This is a genomic window from Flavobacterium anhuiense (assembly GCF_900101855.1).
GTDB classification, from domain to species: domain Bacteria; phylum Bacteroidota; class Bacteroidia; order Flavobacteriales; family Flavobacteriaceae; genus Flavobacterium; species Flavobacterium anhuiense.
This window is the reverse complement of sequence record NZ_FMVC01000004.1, coordinates 387,663-409,773: the sequence shown is the minus strand read 5'-3', so window position 1 is coordinate 409,773 and position 22,111 is coordinate 387,663. Positions and strand designations below refer to the sequence as shown.

Here is a 22,111-nt window from a genome sequence, read left to right as displayed (position 1 = left end):
TAAATCATGAAAAAAATCATTGTGTTCACAGGCTTAATGGCCTTGGTGTGCTTAACGAGTTGTACATCTAAAAAAGAAGAAAAAGAAGAAGTTGAAAAATTTACCGTTACTAATCCGGTTAGAATCGACACTTCATTTACTAAAGAATACGTTTCACAAATAAAATCGGTTCGAAATATAGAACTTCGTGCCCAAGAAAAAGGGTTTTTACAAAATATATATGTTGACGAAGGACAGTTTGTAAAAAAAGGACAATTGTTGTTCAAAATTATGCCAAACATGTATCAGGCAGAACTATTAAAAGCGCAGTCTGAACAAAAATCGGCAGAAATCGAATTGCAAAATGCTAAATTATTGGCAGACAAGAATATCGTTTCTAAAAACGAATTGAGTGTGGCGCAAGCAAAACTGCAATCTGCAAAAGCTGAAGTATCGTTAGCAAAACTTCATTTATTATTCACGGAAATCAGAGCTCCGTTTGACGGAACAATCGACCGTATTCCTTTAAAACTTGGAAGTTTAATTGACGAAGGAGAACTATTGACAAGTCTTTCAGACAACAGTCAGATGTTTGCTTATTTCAATGTTTCTGAGCCAGAATACATTAGTTACGAAACGCACATTAAAGACCGTGCTGATAACAAAGTGAATTTAGTTTTGGCTAACGGAGAGCTTTTTAAAGAAAAAGGAAATGTTGAAGTTATTGAAAGTGAGTTCAACAATGAAACTGGAAATATCGCTTTCAGAGCAAGGTTCCCTAATTCTGGAAAATTACTTAGAAATGGAGAAACAGGACAGGTTCAAATGAATGTTCCTCTTAAAAATGCTGTTGTAATTCCGCAAAAAGCGACTTACGAAATTCAGGACAAAAAATATGTTTTTGTAGTTGGTAAGGACAACAAAGTGAGTTCTAGAGAGATTACAATCACAGGAGAAATTCCTGATTTATACGTAATCAAAAGTGGTATTACAGAAAATGATAAAATCTTACTTGAAGGTGTTCAGAAAGTAAAAGAAAACGACAAGATTAAATTCGATTACGAATCTCCTAAAGAAGTAATCAATCATTTACGCTTAAAAGCAGAATAGTTTTTTGTTTTAATAGTTTCAAGTTTCAGGTTTCGTACTGAACCAAAAACTTGAAACCTGAAACTTGAAACATTTTAAACTTCAATAAGTTTAATCATTTAAAAAATATAAAAATGTTTAATAAATTTATACAAAGACCTGTTCTGTCGATAGTAATATCGTTGATTATTGTCTTTTTAGGGGTGTTGTCGGTTTTAAATTTACCAATCACACAATTCCCTACAATTTCGCCTCCAATGGTGAACGTTACTGCAGATTATCCTGGATCTAACGGTGAATTGATGGTTAAGGCAGTTGTTATTCCTTTGGAAAGAGCCTTAAATGGGGTTCCAGGAATGAAATATATGGCTTCTGATGCAGGAAACGATGGAGAAGCTACAATCAAAGTGGTTTTTAACTTAGGGACAGATCCTAACCAAGCAGCCATTAACGTACAGAACCGTGTGGCTTCTGTTACCAATAAACTTCCTCCTTTGGTAATTCGTGAGGGAATCAAGATTACCCGTGAGGTGCCAAGTATGTTGATGTACGTGAACCTTTACAGTACAGACAAAAATACAGACATGAAGTTCTTATATAACTATGCTGATATTAATGTACTTTCTGAGCTGAAAAGGGTAAATGGTATTGGTTCTGGAGATATCTTAGGAACACGTGAATATGCAATGCGTATCTGGCTAAAACCAGATCGTATGTTGGCCTATAAAATTTCTGCTGATGAAGTAATGGAAGCATTATCAAGTCAGAGTTTAGAGGCTTCTCCAGGTAAAACTGGAGAGAGTTCTGGTAAACGTTCTCAAGCATTTGAATATGTATTGAAATATTCTGGGCGTTTTACAACAAAAGAGCAATATGAGAATATCGTAGTAAAAGCAAATCCAAATGGAGAACTTTTACGTCTGAAAGATATTGCCAAAGTCGAATTTGGAAGCTCAATGTATGACATCTATTCTAATTTGAATGGAAGACCATCTGCAGCGATTGTATTAAAACAGTCTTTTGGAAGTAACGCGAATCAAGTTATTGAAGAAGTTAAAGCGAAACTTGAAAAAATCAAACAGAGATTTCCAAAAGGAATGGATTATGAAATTTCGTATGACGTTTCTAAATTCCTTGATGCTTCCATTGAAAAAGTAATCCATACGCTTGTTGAAGCATTCATTCTAGTAGGTTTAGTCGTTTTCCTTTTCTTGGGAGACTGGCGTTCTACGGTTATTCCGGCAATTGCAGTACCAGTATCGTTGGTCGGAACTTTTGTGTTCATGACTTTCTTTGATATTTCATTGAACTTAATTACATTATTCGCTTTGGTATTGGCAATTGGAGTCGTCGTCGATGACGCGATTGTAGTTATCGAAGCTGTTCACGCCAAGATGGAAGAGGAACATCTCTCGCCATTTAAAGCGACAAAACAAGCCATGCATGAAATCGCAGGGGCAATTATTGCAATTACCTTCTTAATGGCTGCGGTATTTATTCCAGTTGCGTTTATGTCTGGTCCTGTTGGAGTGTTCTATAGACAGTTCTCTGTAACTATGGCAACTGCGATTATTCTTTCTGGTATTGTGGCTTTGACATTGACACCTGCGCTTTGTGCAATGATGTTAAAAAACAATCATGGAAAACCTAAAAAACCAACGCCAGCCAATAGATTTATTGATGCTTTCAACGAAAAATTCAATCTAGCGCAAGGAAAATACCAAAATCTATTGGGTAAAATTGTTGATAGAAGAGTGGTTACCATTTTGGCGCTTGTAGGTTTCTGTATTGGAACATTTTTAATAAGCAGTTCAGTTCCTTCAGGATTTATTCCAAATGAGGATCAGGGAATGTTTTATGCCGTAATTCAGACTCCTCCAGGTTCATCTTTAGAAAGAACAAATAACATTGCAGAGAGAGTTCAGAAAATTGCAGAAGATATCGATGGAGTAAAATCTGTTTCTTCATTAGCAGGATATGAGATTCTTTCTGAAGGTACAGGAGCCAACTCTGGAACATGTCTGGTTAACTTGAAGGACTGGAGCGACAGAAAAGAATCTGTTTTGGAGATTATGCACGAAATGGAAGAAAAATGTAAAGATATTACGGGAGCAAATATCGAATTTTTCCAACCGCCTGCTGTACCAGGATATGGTGCTGCTGGAGGGTTTGAACTTCGTTTGTTAGATAAAACCGGTTCTGTAGATTATAAGAGAATGGAGCAGGTTAATAATGATTTCGTTGCTGAATTAAACAAACAGCCGGAATTATCAAACGTATTTAGTTTCTATAGCTCTAGTTTTCCTCAATACATGATGAAAGTCGATAACGACTTGGCACAGCAAAAAGGGGTTTCTATCGAAAATGCGATGAATACGTTATCAACTCTTGTGGGAAGTAACTACGAAATCAGTTTTATTAAATTCGGTATCAACTATAAAGTTATTGTTCAGGCTTCACCGGAATATCGTGCACAGCCAGATGACATCTTGAAATTGTATGTGAAAAACGATCGCGATGAAATGGTGCCTTATTCTGCTTTTATGAAATTAGAAAAAGTGTACGGACTTTCAGAAATTACGCGTCACAATATGTACACCTCAACTCAAATCAGTGGTTCGCCAGCTCCAGGGTATAGTTCTGGTACAGCAATTAAAGTAATTCAGAGAGTAGCTGCCGAAAAATTACCAAGAGGATATGACATTGACTGGGCGGGTATTTCTGCCGATGAGGTAGCGCAAGGTAATCAAGCTATTTGGGTATTCTTAATCTGTTTAGGATTTGTTTACTTAGTATTAGCTGCGCAATATGAAAGTTTCATTCTGCCATTATCAGTAATTCTTTCGTTACCAGCAGGTATTTTTGGAGCTTTCCTTTTATTGAAATTGACAGGATTAGAAAACAACATTTATGCACAGGTTGCCATGGTAATGTTGATTGGTTTATTAGGTAAAAATGCGGTATTGATCGTGGAGTTTGCGATACAGAGACATGCTGCAGGATTATCGGTTTTACAATCAGCTATGGAAGGAGCAAAAGCTAGGTTCCGTCCAATTTTGATGACTTCATTTGCCTTTATTGCAGGTTTATTACCGCTTGCTTTTGCAACTGGTCCAGGTAAAATTGGTAACCGAACAATTGGTACCGCAGCTGCTGGAGGTATGCTTATCGGAACCATTTGCGGTGTATTTGTAATTCCAGGCTTATACTTCATTTTTGCCAAAATTGCAGAAAAATACAAATTGGTAAAACATGAAGAAGAAAATCCATTAACAGAAGAAATTGATAACAATCATGTATAAAGTTAAATCATATCAATATAGTATTGCATTAGCTGTATGTCTGGCACTTGCAGGGTGTAAAACCCCTGCGCCTGAGGCAGCAGTTACTACAAATACGCCAGTTCCTGAATCGTTTGGCGCAACAGCTCAAACGCAGGATGCAAACAACAACACGGCAGCATTAAACTGGAGAGATTATTTTAAAGATCAAAATCTTATAGATTTAATAGATGTTGCGCTCAAAAATAATCAGGAACTGAATATCACTTTACAGGAAATCGAAATTGCAAAGAATGATATCCGTGTTAAAAAAGGACTTTTATTGCCGACAGCAGGTCTGCGTGCGGGAGCAGGAGTAGAAAAAGTGGGTAGATATACTAGTCAAGGTGCAGGTGATGCTACAACAGAGATCAAGCCGGGAGTAGAAACGCCAGACCCGCTGGGAGATTTTACCATTGCAGCTTATGCAAATTGGGAAGTAGATATCTGGAAAAAATTGCGTAATTCTAAAAAAGCAGCTTTAAACAGATACTTAGCTACAGTGGAAGGTAAAAATTTTGTAATTACCAACCTCATCGCAGAAGTTGCTGATTCTTATTATGAATTATTGGCTCTAGACAATCAATTGGATATTGTAAAACAGACCATTAAATTGCAGACTAACGCTTTAGAAATTGTAAAAGTTCAAAAGCAAGCGGCAAGAGCAACAGAATTGGGAGTTAAGAAATTTGAAGCAGAAGTTCTAACTTCACAAAGTATGGAGTTTGATATTTTGCAGCAGATAAAAGAGACTGAAAACAAGATCAACTTTTTGTTGGGTAGATATCCTCAGGAAATAAAAAGAACGACAAGCACTAACTTCTTAAGCTTATTGCCAGCTGCTGTAAGTTCTGGAATTCCTTCTCAGCTATTACAGAACCGTCCAGATATTAAGCAAGCAGAATTGGAATTGGTTGCTGCAAAATTAGATGTAAAAGTTGCTCGTGCAGAGTTTTATCCTTCTTTGGATATTACAGCAGCGATAGGAGTAAATGCTTTCAAACCTTCTTATTTGTTTACTATGCCTGAATCGCTCTTATATTCTTTAGCAGGAGATCTTGTGGCGCCGCTGATTAACAGAAACGCTATCAAAGCAGAGTTTGCTAGTGCTAATGCAAGACAGCTTCAGGCATTGTACAACTATGATCGTACAGTTTTAAATGCGTATTTAGAAGTTTCAAACCAAATGTCTAAGATTGAGAATCTGCAAAAAGGTTACGATCTTAAATCGAAACAAGTAGACGCTCTGAATACTTCAATTGATGTTTCTAACGATTTGTTTAAATCGGCTAGAGTAGATTATTTCGAAGTTTTGATGACACAGAGAGATGCTTTGGAAGCGAAATTAGAATTAATAGATACGAAAAAAGAACAATTAAATGCTGCAGTTCATGTTTACAGAGACTTGGGCGGCGGATGGAAATAATTTTGCCAATTAATTTGTAGAGGAAAAGCCTTTCGGAAGTAAAATTCAGAAAGGCTTTTTTGGTTTCAGAACAAAAAGTTTTACTTCTGTATATTTGTATTTCAAAAGTTGTTTTATGAAAAATCTTATTAAGCCAAAAGTACTAAAAAAGGGAGATAAAGTTGCCACAATATCGCTTTCTTGGGGAGGCGCAGGAGAATTGCCTCACCGATATGAATATGGAAAGAAACAGCTTCAGGAGGTATTCGGATTGGAAGTTGTGGAAACTAAAAATGCATTGAAATCTGCTGATTGGATTTATAATAATCCAAAAGCTCGTGCAGAAGATTTAATGCAAGCATTTCTAGACCCATCTGTTAAAGCTATTATTAGTAATATTGGTGGAGAAGAGAGCGTTCGAATTCTGCCTTTTTTAGATTTGGATATTATGGCAAAAAATCCAAAAATATTTTTAGGTTTTTCCGATGCAACAATAACACATTTTGCTTGCTTAAAGGCAGGATTGACTTCTTTTTACGGCACTTCACTTTTGGTTGGATTTGCTGAGAATTGCGGAATGCATGATTATCAGATTCAGGATATTAAAAGAACATTGTTTGCTACAAAACCAGTTGGAGAAATTTTGCCGAATAAGGAAGGCTGGACATCAGAATATCTGGATTGGTTTGATGCATCATTGTCAAATACAAAAAGAAAACTTACGGCATCTGATGGATGGAATTTTTTGCAGGGAAATGGGAAAGTTCAGGGAAAATTAATTGGAGGCTGTTTGGACGTTTTGGAATTTTTGAAAGGAACCGAATTTTGGCCATCTGTAGAGGAATGGAATGACTGTATTTTGTTTTTGGAAACTTCTGAAAATATGGCTGAACCAAGCACGTTAAGATATTGGCTTAGAAATTATGCAGCACAAGGAATTTTGCATCGTTTAAAAGGAATTATTTTCGGCCGTCCATACGATTCCAAATATATTAAAGAATATAATGACGAAATTTTGAAAATTATAAATGAAGAAAATTTAACTGAACTAGCCATTGTAACAGAAATGGATTTTGGTCATACATGCCCAACATTTACCCTTCCGTTTGGTGTATTAGCTGAAATAGATTCTGAAAACAAAACATTCAGTATATTAGAAAGCGGAGTTGTAGAATAGGTAAAAAAGTGGGAAAAGTATATTCTTAGATTATAAAGCCTTTTTAGATTTAATTCAGAAAGGCTTTTAATTTTAATATGCGAACTTTTCTTTTACTTTAATCTGCGTTTGTTCTGGCATAGATATTTTTACTTTAAATCCTTTGTCTGGTTCTGTCTCAATATCAAATGTACCGTTAACAGCGAGAATACGGTTTGCCATGTTTTGTAGACCATTTTTAAGAATCATACTTTTTTCGCAGCCAATCCCGTTGTCCATATAATTTACAAAAATTGATTTTTGGTCACTTTCAAATCGTATAACCACAAGACTTGCTTTGCTATGTTTTTTCATATTTACCATTAGTTCCTGTAAAATTCGGCTGATGGTGATCTTTTTTATATCGTCAATGCCTTCCCAATTTATGTCTTCTAAATTGGTAACCATGATATTTCTTTCTCGTGTATTATATGCAGAAAGCATTTCTTTTATACTGCGGGTAAAATTTGCACCAGTATCGATACTATTGTTTTCTCTAGATATACCTCTAACACGGCTGTAAATATCATCTAGTTTTTGCAAAAGATTCTCTTTGGTATTTTCTGCATATAACGGTTGAGATTCTGCAAAAGCGATAACCTGAAAAACATCATTAGCCAACTCATCATGGATTTTTTTGGCAATTCGAGTTTCTGTATTGTATGAGGTTTTAAATTCGATGGACTTATTTTTATTCTTGTAATAACGTATTAAAATGAATATTAGAATAACTAAAAAGACAAAAACAATTGCAAATACGATTTTTAGGTATTTGGCTCTTTGAAGCGATAATTGGTTCTCGGCTTTTTCTAAACGAAGTTTTTCGTTTTCGTCTTTTTCCTTTTTAGCATCGTATTTAATTTTAGCGGATTTATTTTTAAAATTATTTCGAATTTTAATAATGCTGTCATTTAGCGTAAAGTATTTTTGTGTATAGTTTGGGGTATTAGCAGTATTATCGTTTGAAATTAAAATTTGTAGTGCTTCTAATCTTTCGTCAATACTGTTAAGCTTTGTAGCAACTTTATAAGCGAACAGAGCATTCTCATCTGATATTTTTTTGTCTTTTTTAGAATAATAATCGGCTAGATGTAGATAACTTTCAATACTTCCATAGGTGTCCTTAGTATCAATTCTAATTTTTAAACCTTCATTCATTAAATGAAGCCCTTTAATTTCTATTCCATTTTTAAAGTAAGCATAACCCAAATTATCGAGCAGTATAGACTTGTCACTTGGTATAGCTTTCTCTTTTAAATCTTTACTTGAAAGAGATTGCAAAAGAGAATCCAATATTGGGATTGCCTTAGCATATTTTTTTTGTTGAATATAAACAGCAGCAATATTTTGTAAGGGAGCTTGTTTTAAGAGAGGATCTGAATATTCTTCTGCGGCTTGTTTATAGTAAAAAATAGCATCATCATAAAGAGAAAGTTCTTTGTCTGCAATGCCAAGATTCGTCTTTATGTTAGCTGCATAAATACTGTTTTTCTTAACATAATGCAATGCTTCGGTTAGGGTCTCTTTACTACCATAATAATCTCCATTGATTTGTTGAATCAGTGATGTTTGGATAAGGATATATCCAATATTGGCACTATCTTTTAAAGTTTCATATAGTTTTTTTGACTTATTGAAATCGTAAAAAGCAGTATTGAAATTTTGGTTTTTATAGTTTTCAATAGCTTTATCCCTCAAAGCATAAGCCTCTTTTTGTATAGATTTAGTTTTAGGATTAACGGTCTTTTTTTCTTCACAGGAAAAAAGAAAAAGCAAAATAATACAATAAAAAAACGGGGATCGTAACATTTAAATTTACTTTCCCCGAAAATAGTAATTAAATTGACACCAAAAATATTTTTTTTATTATGGAGCTGGGGGAGGTGGAGGTGTTCCTCCTCCTCCTCCTCCAGGTTTATCACCAGGACCATCATCATTATATTCTGCTGACGGAGTGCCAACTTTTTCAATTTTCTTTTTTGGTGTAGTCTCATACTCATCAGGAGTACAAGAAAATATCGTGAACAATAACGCAAAAGCGATAAATAGTATTAGTTTTTTCATTTTGTTTATTTTTAAGAAATTAGACATAGGTATTGCGGTCCGGAATGATCCAGAGTCTTTTGGGACAATACCAACATTGGTTTTGGGAAGTGAAGTGTGTAGAACAGTAAGACGTTATTTATACTTCCCGAATAAACTTGGTCTTACAGTTTTTTACACTCTTAATTAGAACTGGTTTTCATTATTGTTTTAGTCTGCAGACAAAACCTGAACTAATTTCTTGATGCAAAGTAAAGGAGCTTCCAGGCCTTATCTGGCAAGAGATTCCCGGAATTCCTGCGTTTTCCTGAGATTCCCAGAAATTCCCAGAAAAAAGCCTAAAAGTCTAGTTTGAATTATTTAATTTTAATACAAATCTCTTGTAATAGATGCAATTTGTCGGTCAAAAGTTGGTTGCGAATAGCTAAAAAAAATTATATAAATAATATAGATTTGGAACAAAAATTGAATTGCTGGTAAAGATTTAATTGTAGAGATCGAAAATAAAGGCATATAAAAAGTTTTGGTTAAGAGTGAAAATAAAGAGTCAAAAGAATTTTCTAAAAAAGGCAAAATGAATAATACATTAGAAGAATATAAAAAGGCGATTAAAATTAAATACGAGATCGAAAAAGAGGGAGAGTATTTTGACTTCCTACACCATCCTTCACGCGGAAAACTACGCGATTTATGCTGGCTTATCTTTGAAGATAATCCGACTCAAGATGATTTAAAAGTTTTTAGGAATTTACTGTGCGTAGATTTTGACTATACTCAAAAGAATAAGTTTAAAAATCAAAAAGATAAGTTTAGGCCTATTGAAACTTTCTTTAAGGGCGAAACAGATCCATCAAATATTGATGCCATAAATCTTGCAGCAGTAATAGTCGATTTTCAGCCACGCCCTTTTAAAAAATTCAACGAAAAATGTAGAATTGAAGAAGCCAAACAAATTAAGAATGTCGTTGAGAATGTAACTGCTGAAATTGATGGTAGTGGCATAGAAAAAACTGTTTTGTTGAAAAATGAAAATGAAGAGTCTAAAGAAGTTCCCAAAAAGAGAAATCTTATGCTGAATTTAAAAGATCTATTTTCTATAAAAGTGGCTCAGAAAATATATCCGCGCAAAATAATTACGATTGCAGTTGGAGCAGTTGCTCTGGTATCTTCTGCATGCTTATATTTTGTGCAGAAAAAAAATTGAGAAATATAATTTCGGAATGAAATTTAAATGCATTTTGAAAAATAAAATGCTTGAAGAGATAAAAAAGAAAATTTTTTGAAGTGTAATTTTGGCGTTTAGAAAGTTTGTTTTTAGGCATATATTTACTGTTTTTTACACAATAAATATAAGAAAAAAATATGGATAAACCTAATGAATTCAATGAAATAACAGATTTTTCTACTCTTTTTTTGCTTTTTTTTGGATATTTTTTTTCGGACTTTTTTGAGTAATTCTATATCCCCAGAAAATTATAGAATTTGTTTTTTCAGCAGATTGAAATAAAATTATTTATATTTATAAAACACTAAAAAACGGTTTTGATTTTTTAATAACAATCAGTTTAAAATTCCTTTATGAAAAAGCTTCTCATACTATTTATTGTTTTATGCGCTGTCAGCTGCAAAAAATACGTTGTCTCGTTTGAACAGCCAACGAATATGAAATTGGATAACTTAAAGCTTGAAGTATTTCTTGATAAAGAAAAAGTGAAAGAGATTAATTTGAAAGCGACAGAAGAACTCCCTACTTATGAAACAGTAGGATTGTCGGTGTCTGGCGAAGGGAAACACTTGCTTCAGGTTAAAACAAAAGATACAACCTTTAGTTTTGATGTAAAATATCCCGAAGAGAAATTTATTAGGATTATAACTAACTTAAAAACTAATGGAAAAATCCATGTTGGAATATTAAAACAGAATTATAAATATAAGTCTTAATGCTATTTGGGTCTAGCTTTTTAATCGCAAAGGCAAAAAGATAAATGCAAAGTTCGCAAAGCAATTTATACATAGCTTTGCGAACTTTGTTTTGACTGAAAGTTATTTAAAAAACTTAGCGTACTTCACGGTAAAATCAGGATAAGAAATCCTTAAACCATAATCCAGAGTTTTTTATAGTTCGTTTTTGGGTTTCAAAATCTACATGGATTAGTCCGAATCGGGCATTGTAACCTTCTGCCCACTCAAAATTATCGGTTAAAGTCCAAACAAAATAGCCGTCAACATTTATACCCTCATTTTTAGCTTTTAGAATTTGTTCTAAATTATCCTGAATAAAATGAGTTCGCTTTATATCGTGTACTTTTCCGTTTTGAACGGTGTCAGGAAAAGCGGCTCCGTTTTCGGTAATAATTATTTTTTTGATTCCGTTATACTCATTAAATTTTTTAAGGATATGATACATAGCAGGCGGATAAACTTCCCAGCCCATTTCTGTAGAAATTACATTTCTTTTTTCAGCACTTATCAGTTCAGCGCCAATGTACGGAGTTAAGATAGAAGATTTTACAACCTCTCGGGTGTAACACTGTAATCCGATGAAATCAAAATCGAAATTGAGATTGTTTAAATCGTCTTCAAGTATATAATTATTCAATTTTTTAAGAACCGGAAGATCTTTCTGCGGATAACCTAATCCTAAAATGGGTTCTATAAAAGTTCTGTTTAATAAAGTATCTACACGTTTTGCGGCTTCAACATCTTTTGAGCTTTCAGTTGCAGGTTCGATATGCGTGCATGAAAATGTAGTTCCGATATTGGCATTTGGAATTCGTTCACGAACTATTTTAGCTCCTGCTGAAGTAGCTAGAGTAACATGATGCATCGCTTTAAGATAATTGGTAATTCCTTTTTTTCCAGGTGCATGAATGCCTAAAAAATAACCTGCTCCAGTAAAGACGGAAGGTTCGTTTATCACCATCCAGTTTTTAACGCGATCGCCAAAATATTGTACGCAGACTTCGACATATTCTTTAAACCAAGAAACCGATTCGCGGTTTGTCCAGCCTCCTTTTACTTCAAGTTCGTGAGGTAAGTCCCAATGATAGAGTGTTATCCAAGGTTCTATTCCAGATGACAGCAGAGAATCTATAATTTTGTTGTAATAATCGATGCCTGCTTGATTTATAGGATGAATGCCTGTCGGCATAATTCTGGGCCAGCTGATAGAGAATCTAAAATTCGGAATATTTAATTCTTTTATTAAACTAATGTCGTCTTCATAGCAGTTGTAAAAATCACAAGCTGTTAAGGCATGATGTCCGTTTTTGATTTTTCCTTTTTGAGAAGTAAAAACATCCCAGATAGAAGAACCTTTTCCGTCGGCATCATGTGCCCCTTCAATTTGGAAAGCGGCGGTAGAAACACCCCACAAGAAATCTTCACCAAATTGGTTTCTGTTCAAAAATGAGCTTTCAATTTTATTCATTCAGTAGTGCTTTCCTTTATTTATAATGGTTTATTAATGCAGGAAAGAAGATTGCATTGCTCTTAAAAAAAGCCATTCTTTGAATGATACTAGGAATTTTAGATTAAAGAATTTCATAACGATTAGTTTTATATCAAATTAAAAAAACTAATGTGAAATTATTGTAAAGTGATTATTATCAAATAATTAAATGTAAAAACGGGAAGGTTTTAATCTTCCCATCCACATAGTGTCAAACCTAGACCTTGAGCTTGTTTAAGCGATGTTTTAACTATTTCATGACTACAAGATCTTAAACCACGGCAATTTTCATTATAATGATATTTTTTTGCGCCAGTAGAACCGCAAATAAACACTTTTGTTTCTGGAGGTCGAAAAGAAGCTGCAAAAACAAAAAGTAAAAGTAGAGTATATTTCATTCTATATATTTTTTATTTAACAATCAAATGGTATTCATTTCCTTGTTTATCAGTAGCTTTTAATTTTCCGTATGAGATCCATTCCGTATTTATTTCAACTTCAGCAACTGAATCGCTGGTTAAAATTCCTGCGCCGTATTTTCCCTGAACGTTAATATTCCCACAAACCGAATCGCCTCTGCTGTTTATTCCTTTTACATCATAATTGTACTCGTAATTTCCAGGGTTTCCTGTTCTGTATTCGTATTGATACGTTTTATTTACATGATACGTTCTGGCTTCTTCTGGTGTAAGTGTTTTTCGGTCATCTGGTGTAATGACTGGTTTGTAAAACGAATTTACTTGTGGCAATGGAGGCGGAGAAGCAGCTTTCTTGCACGAATAAAACGTAGATAATAAAAGTAAGATGAGGTAGTTTTTTTGCATAGGCGATGTGGTATTTGTAGCTGCAATAAATCTACTTAGAATTAAATTCTTTAAAATGAGTACTTATACGGGATTTAATTCTGTTTCGTAAAGCGCTACAGTCTCTAATAATTCTTTTTCGTATTGGTAAATATCATCAATTGATGAAATTGCAATTTTAGCTTCGGTTTTATTATTGTTGAAGAGGCTTAAATATTTTTTACCGCCATTTAGATGTAGCCTGCAAAGAGGTTTTCGATTATTATCATCCAGCAGTATTCCAAAGTACGATTGTGTATCGCGATATACGATTCTGGCTACTGGGAGTTTTCGTCGTAAAATGGCAACTACTATACGATAACTGTCAAGTTCTTCTTCGGTTGTAACCACTTTGCTATCATCTTCAACTGAGACAATTTCTTCGTCTTGTTGTTTGATTGTTTCTTTACTTAAAGCCGCATTTAAACGATCATTAATTTTATCATTAATAAATTGATTTACTGATTTTTGAACTAAATCTTTGAATTCTTCCACAACTTTTTCTGTAAGCCTGCCTGTGTAAACTTTGTTGGCAAAAAGTTTTGTAAATTCATTTGATGGATTTTCTAATTCTGTACTTATCTGCTTTTTTATTTCCTTAATGTACTTTAATGAACTTGCATTGCTTACAATATTATTGACATCAAAATTCGCTTTATGAAATTTGGCAATTTCGTTTATCGTATTTTCTTTTAGATTGCAGATATCAAATTCTAAAAATGGCTTTTCGTCCATTTTGTTTTGATCGTCCAAATCGGTGAAAAACTGATAATGAATTCCGTTTGTTAAAAGTGCAAATCGCGTTTTAGTGACATGGAAATAGCGGAATAATTGTGAATTATGAACAGTAAGTTTTTCTTTCCAGCTTTTGCATTCTACAATAATAATTGGTTCTCCATTCTGAAAAATAGCATAATCTACTTTTTCTCCTTTTTTTAAGCCAAGATCAGCCGTAAATTCAGGAACTACTTCTAGCGGATTAAAGGCATCGTATCCTAAAACATGTATAAAAGGCAGTACAAAAGCATGTTTTGTAGATTCTTCGGTTTCGATTTTACTTTTTAGCTGATTTATTTTATCGGCTAATGATTTTAGTTGAATATTCATTTCCATTGGGTTGTAGTTTTAAATTAATATTTCAAATGTAAAACCAATAAAAATCAGTGTATTATGGAAATCCGTAACGAGATGGAAATTTGATGGAAGTTTTTTGGAATGGATTTAAACGGAAAAAAGAGGACAATAAAGTTCCTCTTTAAAAAGCATAAATTTGATTTTTTATTCTTTTTCGGAAATAAAATCTTTTATGATTTTATCCATGTTTGAAGGCAAGTCAGCATTTTTAATTTCGAAATGTTTTATTTTCATTTCAGAAAGCCATTTTGTCCAATACGCCTTTATAACTTTTTCTTCAAACGGATTATTTTTGCTTGGATTTATTCCTAAAACCAAAACTTCAAGATTAGACAAATCGGTATCAACTTTAATAAAACCAAAATTTTCTTCATTGAATCTTTTCTGCCAGTTATTTGTATTCAAGCCATTTTGTTTAATTAGCTGAGGTGTTAAATAACTCGATAAATTTCCATCTTTAATTTGCGTTCCTTCATAAAACATATATCCGTCTGTGAGAATAATTAAGATATTTCTAAAATCTTTGTCAATGCATTGATCCTGAACTTTGCTGTCGAAAAAGTTCCAAATATCTGAACCGATATATTTATCATCTTTAATCGCTGATTCATATATTTTTGATGTTTTTGAAGAATAAGTATCATTAATGGAATTAAGGAATTTCTTGGACGCATTATCTTTATTTACCGTAATTCTCAATTCTTTAGAAATAGAATTAATTTCAGGATTTTCGGGTTCTGGATTAAAAAACAATTGCATTTTGTCATCAATCTGTCTCAATTTTTTTGATTTCAGATGATCTGTAAAAGCTTCAGAAACCGATTTGATATATCCTAAGTCCCTTTGATAAATTTCCATTGTTGGATTTGGATTTTTTTTGAGGCTAATTCGGTCTGATAAATCTACCAAAATACTAATGTTATAATTTTCTGAAACAGAACTTCTAGTTGAGGTTTCTTTGCTTTCTGTTTTGGTTTCTTCTTTACATGAAAAGAAGAAAATCAACAACAAAGACATTGAAATTTTAAGTAAAGTATTTTTCATAATCTTAATTTTTAAAATACACCAAATGCTGAAAATCAGGATCTATTAAGTTTAATCTTCCAAGATGCTCTTCAGATAGATTTTCGCAATTTTCCAGCAATTCTACTTTTTCTTTATGAGGCAAGGCAATTTCTGTATTGATAGCTTGAAACCAGCCTTCTTTATATTGATGATGATAATGCAGATATTCTTTTACAGGAAAAACAAAGCCGTCTATTTTTAATTGAAGTTCTGATATTTTACCATTTATGGTTACAATCTGTTCTTTAAAACCGTTGATTTTATTAACATAATCAGATTTTAGTTTTTCTAGATTTAATAAATTTTCTTTTCGCCCTCTTATAAAAGCTCGAATTTTATCAATGTTTTCAAATTCTTTCATTACAAAATCAAATACCAACCCCCAGATAATATACACCACGAAACCAGCAAATATGATCATCCAGAATTCTGGCTCACCCAAAGCGATATTTAAATTGTAAGGGGAAGATTCTGTTGTTTTATTAAACTCGTATATTTTTTTCTCAATGATGTACGCCAAAAGACCATCAAATAGAAATGTAATAGTAAAAAGTGCAGCAAGTCTGATAATATTTTTGATTCCTTTTCCTTTTTGCACCATATGAATAACATACCCCAATCCCATAAAAACAAACGGAATAGTGGTAACCAAAACGCCTTCGAGCCAACTTGCTTTGAAAGCATTTGTAAATGCATCGGCATCAAAAATGGCTGCAGTTAAACTGTCATTTGAAAATTCTTTGAAAAAAGCAGAATAAGAAGCCGAAATATAAAACACCAAAACATAAAGTGTAATTGGCAATAAAAGAATCAAACCAATATAAAATTGTGCTTTTAAACCTTTTCCTTCTTCGATTCCGTATTTGTCAGGATTTCGTTTTACTTCAATAATTTCGTTTTTTATCTGATCGATATTATCATTTATATCCTGTTCTTTTTTCTCATAAATGCCAATTGCGGCTTCAGATTTTTTAAGCTCTGTTCTGTTTTTTTCCTGTTCTTCGCGATACGGCTGTTTGAGTTTGTCTTGTTCCATTTTTTGTTTTCGGCACTGATCTTCAAAACTCATATATAAATTTTGAAGACATGCTTTTAAAACAATTGGTTTTCCGGTTGCCTTAACCGATGCAGCAAAACCGCTTTGATAATAGGTGATTCTAATTTGTTCTCTGTCTTCTTCATTCTCTTCCGGAATTTTAAAAGGAGAATCTTCAGATTTTTTTAAACTAAATAATTGTGAAAGTGGTTTCATAACTTAAGCGTTTAGTTGACTAATAATTTCTTCTTTACCAATGTTTTTCTGAACACAATCAATCAGATAATCAGATAAATCATTGATGTTTTCTTCGACAAAATCAAATTTTCGGCAATACTTTCTAAGCATATTTAATTCGTCGTCAGTAATTTTTCCATCGGCCCAAATAATTCTGGTAAGATCATACAGATATTCGATTTTGGTATGTAAAGATTCTGGAACAATAAACTCAGCATTAATCGGATTCAGAAAAAGTTTGTCGAGTTCTTCTTTTGGAATTCCTCTTTCGTCTGCAAAGTGATATAGCATTTGAAGTTCTAATACATCAAATTGATCATCGGATAATGCCATTTGATATAATCTTAAGAAATGGCTTTTTAGTTCTAGTGTTATCATGGTTTTTATTTAGTTATTTTAAATGTTCACAAGCTTTTCCATTTCCATCTCCATCCAAATTTTTATAGCATTTTTTGTTGCTTTCAAAAGTTTTTTGAGCATCGGCTTGACTTTTGAAATCATCACAAGTTTTTGTTGGACAATTTGAATTTGAATTTGAGGACGGACTCGAAGACGAGCCTGTATTAGTTACAGTTGATTCAATTGAATCACCAGATTCTGAACATGAAACTGCAAAAGCGAAAATTGCGAGTAATGAAAGTATAACTTGAGTAATTTTTTTATGGTTCATGATATAGATAATTTAGATTTGTTTAATTAATCTTTCCGCTATTTCTTCTCGGTCAATTATGATTTGAGAAGGAAGAATCATTTGGATTTGGTCATTAATTGGATTCTTAAAAATGGAAAAATTTCCTCTGCAGTTTTTATATCGAAATTGAAATGCTTTTAAACCTTTTATAAATCCTTCTTTTTGAGTTATTTCAAAAACATAATTTGAGCAGGATTTTTTAAAAATGCATTTCCTTCTGTTAGACTGCGGAATTAAAATCCAATACAATCGAATAATTAATAAGGTTAAATATTTCATTTTTTCTGAAAAACAACCATTTGACTATTTGTTGTGTAGCCTGGTTTTGCACCGAATCCAAAACAACCATTATCAGGATGAACAAATGTGGATACACTTTCTAAGCGCACATATTCCCAACCTCGGCTTGTGTAATTTTTGATTAAACTTTCAAGTTGTTCAGCAACATGATTAGAAGTTCCTTTTTTTGGATCGATTGAAGCCACGAATGGCACTACTTTGTATTCCATAATTTTTGATTTTAATTAATTTTTAAATTGATTTACAACCCAAAAGTAAAACCAATCAAAACCAGTATTTTACGGAAATCCATAATCCGATATTATAATTCTTGAAAATAAAAAAAGCTCCCGAAGGAGCTTAAATGGGTAATAAATAGAGATTTAAATTATCCCCATATCTTTTGTAATCGAAACCAGATGAATGGTATTGTTGGCTTTGAAAAAGTCTTTTAGTTTTGCCAATCTTTTTTCCATAGCGCTTTTGCTATTTGGTTTTATATCGCTGCTTTTAAAGATTTCTATAATTTCATCCTGAGAAGTTCCAGCAGACAAATATTTTAAGATTTTAATATCTACATCGTCTATTTCATAATTGCCTTTTTCCTGAAGCGCTGAAGCAACTTCTGGTGAAATAAATCTTTGATCAGAAGACGAAATTATGGTCAATGCTTTTTTGAGTTCTTCAATACTATTTCTGCCTTTTAGCACAAAGGCATTAATTTCAGAATCTTCAAAAAGTGATTTTATGCGAACGCTTTTATCTTCAATCGAGTAGGCGATGATTTTAATATCAGGCTGGAGTTCGCGGACTTTTTGAATCAGTTCATCTCCGCTGCCGATTTTTACTTCGCGATGGTCTTTTTTAAACGAAAGATCGCTAATTAATAAATCGTATGGTTCGTTATCCTGAATCGCTTTTCTAATTTTAAGAAAAGCATCATCACAATATTTAGCGTGTTGGAAATTGACAATGTTGAAATCATTCAAAGTCTGTTTGATGGCTAAATTGAATTCTTCAAAATCCTCGGCTATTATTACTTTTTTAAACATAGGCTCTTATTTAGGCATTGTTATTTTTACTTTAAAACCTTTATTCGGTTCAGTTTCAAAAGTAATAGTTCCTTTTACAGCCAGAATACGGATTTCCATATTTTGAAGACCATTTTTTATAATTTTTGATTTTTCGCAGCCTTTTCCGTTGTCACTGTAATCAATAAGCAGAGAATTTGAGTCCGTATTGAACTTTATAGACACGACAGGAGCTTCACTATGTTTTTTCATATTGACCATTAATTCGTGTAAAACTCGCTGAATGGCAATCTTCTTTAAATCATCAACCGAATCCCAATTTATTTTTTCAACACCATTTATGATAACGTTAGTCTGACTGCTATTATAAGTAGAAAGCATTGCTTTTAAATTGTTCGGAAAATTTGAACCCGTATCTATATCATTGTTTTCTCTAGAAATTCCACGAACGCGTGAGTAAATGTCATCAAGTTTCTGGAGTAAGTTTTCTTTATTGCTTTCGTTGGTTAAAGGCTGAGTTTGCGTGTAAGTAATAGCATGAAAAACATCATTTGCCAGACCGTCATGAATGTCTTTTGCAATTCGGGTTTCTGTACTGTATGCTGTTTTTATTTTCTCAATTCGATTTCGATTCTGATAAAACTTTCTCAAATAAAGCAATAGTAGAAAAAGAGATGAAATGCCTATTATGAAAAATATCTTTTGATATTTAGCTTTCTGAAGCGCAAGCAAATTCTCAGCTTTCTCTAATTTAAGTTTCTGATTTTCGTCTTTTTCTTTTTTGGAATCGTATTTAATTTTAGCGAACTTGTTTTTAAAATTGTTTCTGATTTTAATAATGCTGTCATTTAAAGAAATATATTTCTTGCCATACTTTGTTTCAGATCCGTTAGAAACAAGAAACGCTAAAGCTCTCAGTCGCTCATCAATACTATTGAATTTAGTTGCAATTTCATAAGCTTTTTTAGCATACTCATTTGATTTTTTCACATCGTTTTTTGAATAATATTCGGCTAAATGAAGATAACTTTCAATGCTTCCATAAAAATCTTCAGTTCTAGTCCTTAAATCCAAGCTCTCATTCATTAAAAGCAAACCTTTGTCTGGTTTTCCTATTTTGAAGTAAGCAAACCCAAGATTATCAAGAACTCTCGATTTAGTTTTAGAAGACAAGATGCTGTCTAAATCTTTTTTATTTAAAATTGATTTTAAAATGGAAATTGCTTTGTTGTAGTTTTTCTGTTGAATATATACTACGGCTATATTATTCAAAGGAGGTTGTTTTGAGATAGAATCTGTACAATCTTTTATAGCTTCTTTATAATAAGATATAGCATCGTCATATAAAGAAAGTTCCTTGTCGGCAATGCCAAAAAAATTATTGATAGATGCGCTGTAAATATCTTTTCTCTTGATATAAGGCAAAGCTTCCGTCAGTGTTTCTTTGCTTCCATAATAATCTCCGTTTATCTGTTGGATCGAAGCCATCTGAATAAGATTGAAGACGATGTTAGCACTGTCTTTGATCTTTTCGTAAGAGATTTTAGATTTATTAAAAGAATAAAAAGCGCTATTAAAGTTTTTTTCTTGAAGCTGTGCAATTCCCTTTTCTCTAAACTGAAAGGCTTTTTCTCTTATATCTTTATCATCAATAGAAGTAGAGGTCTTTTCTGCACACGAAAAAACAAACAATGCGATTAGAAGAAATAAAAACGGGGATCGTATCATAAATAATACTTTCCCCGAAATTAATAATAAAATAGATATGTACTATTTTATGGATTATTTTTTTGGTGGAGGAACCACAATTGGATCATCGCCAGGACCATCTGGTTCACTTGCTTGTCCTTCTGGCAGAGTTACTTCCTTTTTTACCTCAGTTTTTTTACTTTCTGTTTCAAATTCATCAGCAGTACAAGAAAATAATGTAGTTGACAACAGCGCGCACGCTCCCAATAAATATAAAGTTTTCATTTTTTTTATGGATTAAAAATTAGACATGAGGATTGCTGTCTGGAGTTTTTCCTGATTGTTTTTTAATGACAGCAATGCCAAATTTGTTTGGGAAGTGAAGTGTGTAGAACCGTAAGATTTTCATCTATACTTCCCGGATAAAATCCATCTTACGGTTTTCCGCACTTGGTACATGAACTAGTTTTGTACATTTGCTTTTGACCTGCAGATCAAAGCGATAACTAATTTTGTTGAGGCAAAGTTATGTTGGGTTTAGGGCTGTAAGGAGCGTAAAGTCAGGAAAGTCGAATATATTTTCTTAAAGTCGGGATAAGTTCCAGAAAGTCATAAAAAGTCGAGGAAAGTATTTTAGAAAAGTTTTAAAAAGTCCAAATGCCTATGCAAACCATTACTTTTGAAGATTATAAAAACGCTATTAAAGCAAAGTATGAAGAGGAAAAAAATGGAGAATATTCAAATAATTTAAATTCTCCTACAGCAGCAAATCTTAGAAATTTGTGCGTCAAAAGATTTGATACAAATAATAATCAAGATGACTTAATTGCCTTTAAATCTTTTTTTGATTTTCCATTTGATAGGAACAAGAAAAATTTATTTGGAGAAGACGAACTGAACAAATTAGAAGCGGTTAAGAGATTTTTTTTAGGTAAAACAGAGAATCCTGCTGAAGATACCATTCAATTGGCAGCAATATTGGTTGATCTTCAACCAAGACCTTTTAATGAGTACAGGAAACAACTTAGTATAGAAGAAAAGAAATTAATAGAAGAATTAAGAGATACTACACCGCCACCTAAGAAAGAAACTTCATTTAATACCTTAATTGATAAAATAGAAGAGGACGATAGTCTAAAAGTCGAAGAAGTAGAGCAAACTCAATCTCTAGAATCTGAAATAGCACCAATCCCTATTGCAACTTTTGTTGCGACAGGAAAACCAACAAAATCTAGGATGATAATATATGCAGTAGTTACAGCTTTCTCTGCTGGATTAGTGATAATGATTTATTTTGCTTTCTTTCAAAAACAATGCATGCAATGGTCAAATGATCACTACGAAAAAGTAAGCTGTGATTTGGAAGTAAATGGTCTGGGAAGTTTTAATATTGTAGAACCTTTTGACAAAACTGTTTTTGACTTAAAAAAAATAAAAGTATGCGATACAACACCATTTTTTAATACAAATGGAGAAGCAATTGTCTGGTATGGCAAAACGGCAAATGGAATAGATTTCTTCAATGGACATGGAAGACATCCCGAGAATAATAGTCCTTTAAGACCTGTAACTAGATATATTTTGAATAAATATGTGAAAAAGTAAAATCTAGCGAAAATGCGATT

22 protein-coding genes are annotated in these 22,111 nt (G+C 32.8%); 7 read left to right on the top strand and 15 right to left on the bottom strand.

What is annotated here, in order from left to right; translation table 11 throughout:
- Positions 1-6 precede the first annotated feature (6 nt).
- The 4 genes from BLP44_RS12835 to BLP44_RS12820 all read left to right on the top strand — a co-directional run bounded on the left by BLP44_RS12835 (position 7) and on the right by BLP44_RS12820 (position 6,970).
- A complete protein-coding gene (locus BLP44_RS12835; RefSeq protein ID WP_091133450.1) occupies positions 7-1,089 on the top strand; it encodes an efflux RND transporter periplasmic adaptor subunit in 1,083 nt (360 codons plus the stop codon).
- Between the two features lie 113 nt (positions 1,090-1,202).
- Complete coding sequence (locus BLP44_RS12830) at positions 1,203-4,370, top strand: efflux RND transporter permease subunit (RefSeq protein WP_008468297.1); 3,168 nt, start codon at positions 1,203-1,205, stop codon at positions 4,368-4,370.
- Entirely contained in the window at positions 4,363-5,814 is a 1,452-nt protein-coding gene (locus tag BLP44_RS12825) for a TolC family protein (RefSeq protein WP_091133448.1), read from the top strand. The genes BLP44_RS12830 and BLP44_RS12825 overlap by 8 nt, the downstream gene beginning before the upstream one ends.
- 115 nt (positions 5,815-5,929) lie before the next feature.
- On the top strand, positions 5,930-6,970 hold the full coding sequence (locus BLP44_RS12820) for a S66 family peptidase (protein ID WP_091133446.1): 1,041 nt from the start codon (positions 5,930-5,932) through the stop codon (positions 6,968-6,970).
- Positions 6,971-7,042: 72 nt separating this feature from the next.
- Here the strand turns inward: BLP44_RS12820 and BLP44_RS12815 are convergent, their stop codons facing one another.
- Together BLP44_RS12815 and BLP44_RS12810 are read right to left on the bottom strand one after the other, a co-directional pair.
- Complete coding sequence (locus BLP44_RS12815) at positions 7,043-8,797, bottom strand: tetratricopeptide repeat-containing sensor histidine kinase (RefSeq protein WP_091133444.1); 1,755 nt, start codon at positions 8,795-8,797, stop codon at positions 7,043-7,045.
- Positions 8,798-8,854: 57 nt separating this feature from the next.
- A complete protein-coding gene (locus tag BLP44_RS12810; protein ID WP_091133725.1) occupies positions 8,855-9,052 on the bottom strand; it encodes a hypothetical protein in 198 nt (65 codons plus the stop codon).
- A 553-nt stretch (positions 9,053-9,605) separates the two neighbouring features.
- Between BLP44_RS12810 and BLP44_RS12805 the strand changes: the two genes are divergently transcribed.
- On the top strand, positions 9,606-10,235 hold the full coding sequence (locus tag BLP44_RS12805; RefSeq protein ID WP_244511765.1) for a hypothetical protein: 630 nt from the start codon (positions 9,606-9,608) through the stop codon (positions 10,233-10,235).
- Between the two features lie 374 nt (positions 10,236-10,609).
- A complete protein-coding gene (locus tag BLP44_RS12800; RefSeq protein ID WP_008468305.1) occupies positions 10,610-10,972 on the top strand; it encodes a hypothetical protein in 363 nt (120 codons plus the stop codon).
- 136 nt (positions 10,973-11,108) lie between these two features.
- Here BLP44_RS12800 and BLP44_RS12795 read toward each other — a convergent pair whose 3' ends face one another.
- From BLP44_RS12795 to BLP44_RS12735, 13 genes are all read right to left on the bottom strand, one after another.
- Positions 11,109-12,461 carry a GH1 family beta-glucosidase gene (locus tag BLP44_RS12795; protein WP_091133440.1) on the bottom strand — a complete coding sequence of 451 codons (1,353 nt, stop codon included), beginning with the start codon at positions 12,459-12,461 and terminating at the stop codon, positions 11,109-11,111.
- A gap of 209 nt (positions 12,462-12,670) precedes the next feature.
- Positions 12,671-12,880 carry a hypothetical protein gene (locus tag BLP44_RS12790; protein ID WP_091133437.1) on the bottom strand — a complete coding sequence of 70 codons (210 nt, stop codon included), beginning with the start codon at positions 12,878-12,880 and terminating at the stop codon, positions 12,671-12,673.
- Between the two features lie 12 nt (positions 12,881-12,892).
- Positions 12,893-13,306, bottom strand: a complete 414-nt coding sequence (locus BLP44_RS12785) for a hypothetical protein (protein WP_091133435.1) — start codon at positions 13,304-13,306, stop codon at positions 12,893-12,895.
- 63 nt (positions 13,307-13,369) lie between these two features.
- Positions 13,370-14,437 carry a type I restriction endonuclease gene (locus tag BLP44_RS12780; RefSeq protein ID WP_091133433.1) on the bottom strand — a complete coding sequence of 356 codons (1,068 nt, stop codon included), beginning with the start codon at positions 14,435-14,437 and terminating at the stop codon, positions 13,370-13,372.
- Positions 14,438-14,602: 165 nt separating this feature from the next.
- Positions 14,603-15,502 (bottom strand): hypothetical protein, encoded by a 900-nt coding sequence (locus BLP44_RS12775; protein ID WP_091133431.1) that lies wholly within the window; start codon positions 15,500-15,502, stop codon positions 14,603-14,605.
- A 4-nt stretch (positions 15,503-15,506) separates the two neighbouring features.
- Positions 15,507-16,775 carry an ABC transporter permease gene (locus BLP44_RS12770; protein WP_091133429.1) on the bottom strand — a complete coding sequence of 423 codons (1,269 nt, stop codon included), beginning with the start codon at positions 16,773-16,775 and terminating at the stop codon, positions 15,507-15,509.
- A 3-nt stretch (positions 16,776-16,778) separates the two neighbouring features.
- Positions 16,779-17,174 carry a tellurite resistance TerB family protein gene (locus BLP44_RS12765; protein ID WP_091133427.1) on the bottom strand — a complete coding sequence of 132 codons (396 nt, stop codon included), beginning with the start codon at positions 17,172-17,174 and terminating at the stop codon, positions 16,779-16,781.
- A 13-nt stretch (positions 17,175-17,187) separates the two neighbouring features.
- Positions 17,188-17,466 (bottom strand): excalibur calcium-binding domain-containing protein, encoded by a 279-nt coding sequence (locus tag BLP44_RS12760; protein ID WP_091133424.1) that lies wholly within the window; start codon positions 17,464-17,466, stop codon positions 17,188-17,190.
- Between the two features lie 12 nt (positions 17,467-17,478).
- A complete protein-coding gene (gene yidD / locus BLP44_RS12755; protein ID WP_091133422.1) occupies positions 17,479-17,766 on the bottom strand; it encodes a membrane protein insertion efficiency factor YidD in 288 nt (95 codons plus the stop codon).
- Positions 17,763-17,996: a DUF4177 domain-containing protein gene (locus BLP44_RS12750; RefSeq protein WP_008468316.1), complete on the bottom strand. Its 234-nt coding sequence runs from the start codon at positions 17,994-17,996 to the stop codon at positions 17,763-17,765. Before BLP44_RS12750 ends, yidD begins: the two co-directional genes overlap by 4 nt.
- A gap of 153 nt (positions 17,997-18,149) precedes the next feature.
- Positions 18,150-18,818, bottom strand: a complete 669-nt coding sequence (locus BLP44_RS12745; protein WP_008468317.1) for a response regulator transcription factor — start codon at positions 18,816-18,818, stop codon at positions 18,150-18,152.
- A 6-nt stretch (positions 18,819-18,824) separates the two neighbouring features.
- Entirely contained in the window at positions 18,825-20,525 is a 1,701-nt protein-coding gene (locus BLP44_RS12740; RefSeq protein ID WP_091133420.1) for a tetratricopeptide repeat-containing sensor histidine kinase, read from the bottom strand.
- 54 nt (positions 20,526-20,579) lie between these two features.
- On the bottom strand, positions 20,580-20,771 hold the full coding sequence (locus BLP44_RS12735) for a hypothetical protein (protein WP_091133418.1): 192 nt from the start codon (positions 20,769-20,771) through the stop codon (positions 20,580-20,582).
- A 378-nt stretch (positions 20,772-21,149) separates the two neighbouring features.
- Between BLP44_RS12735 and BLP44_RS12730 the strand changes: the two genes are divergently transcribed.
- Positions 21,150-22,091: a hypothetical protein gene (locus tag BLP44_RS12730; RefSeq protein WP_139159202.1), complete on the top strand. Its 942-nt coding sequence runs from the start codon at positions 21,150-21,152 to the stop codon at positions 22,089-22,091.
- The last annotated feature ends 20 nt before the right edge of the window (positions 22,092-22,111 follow it).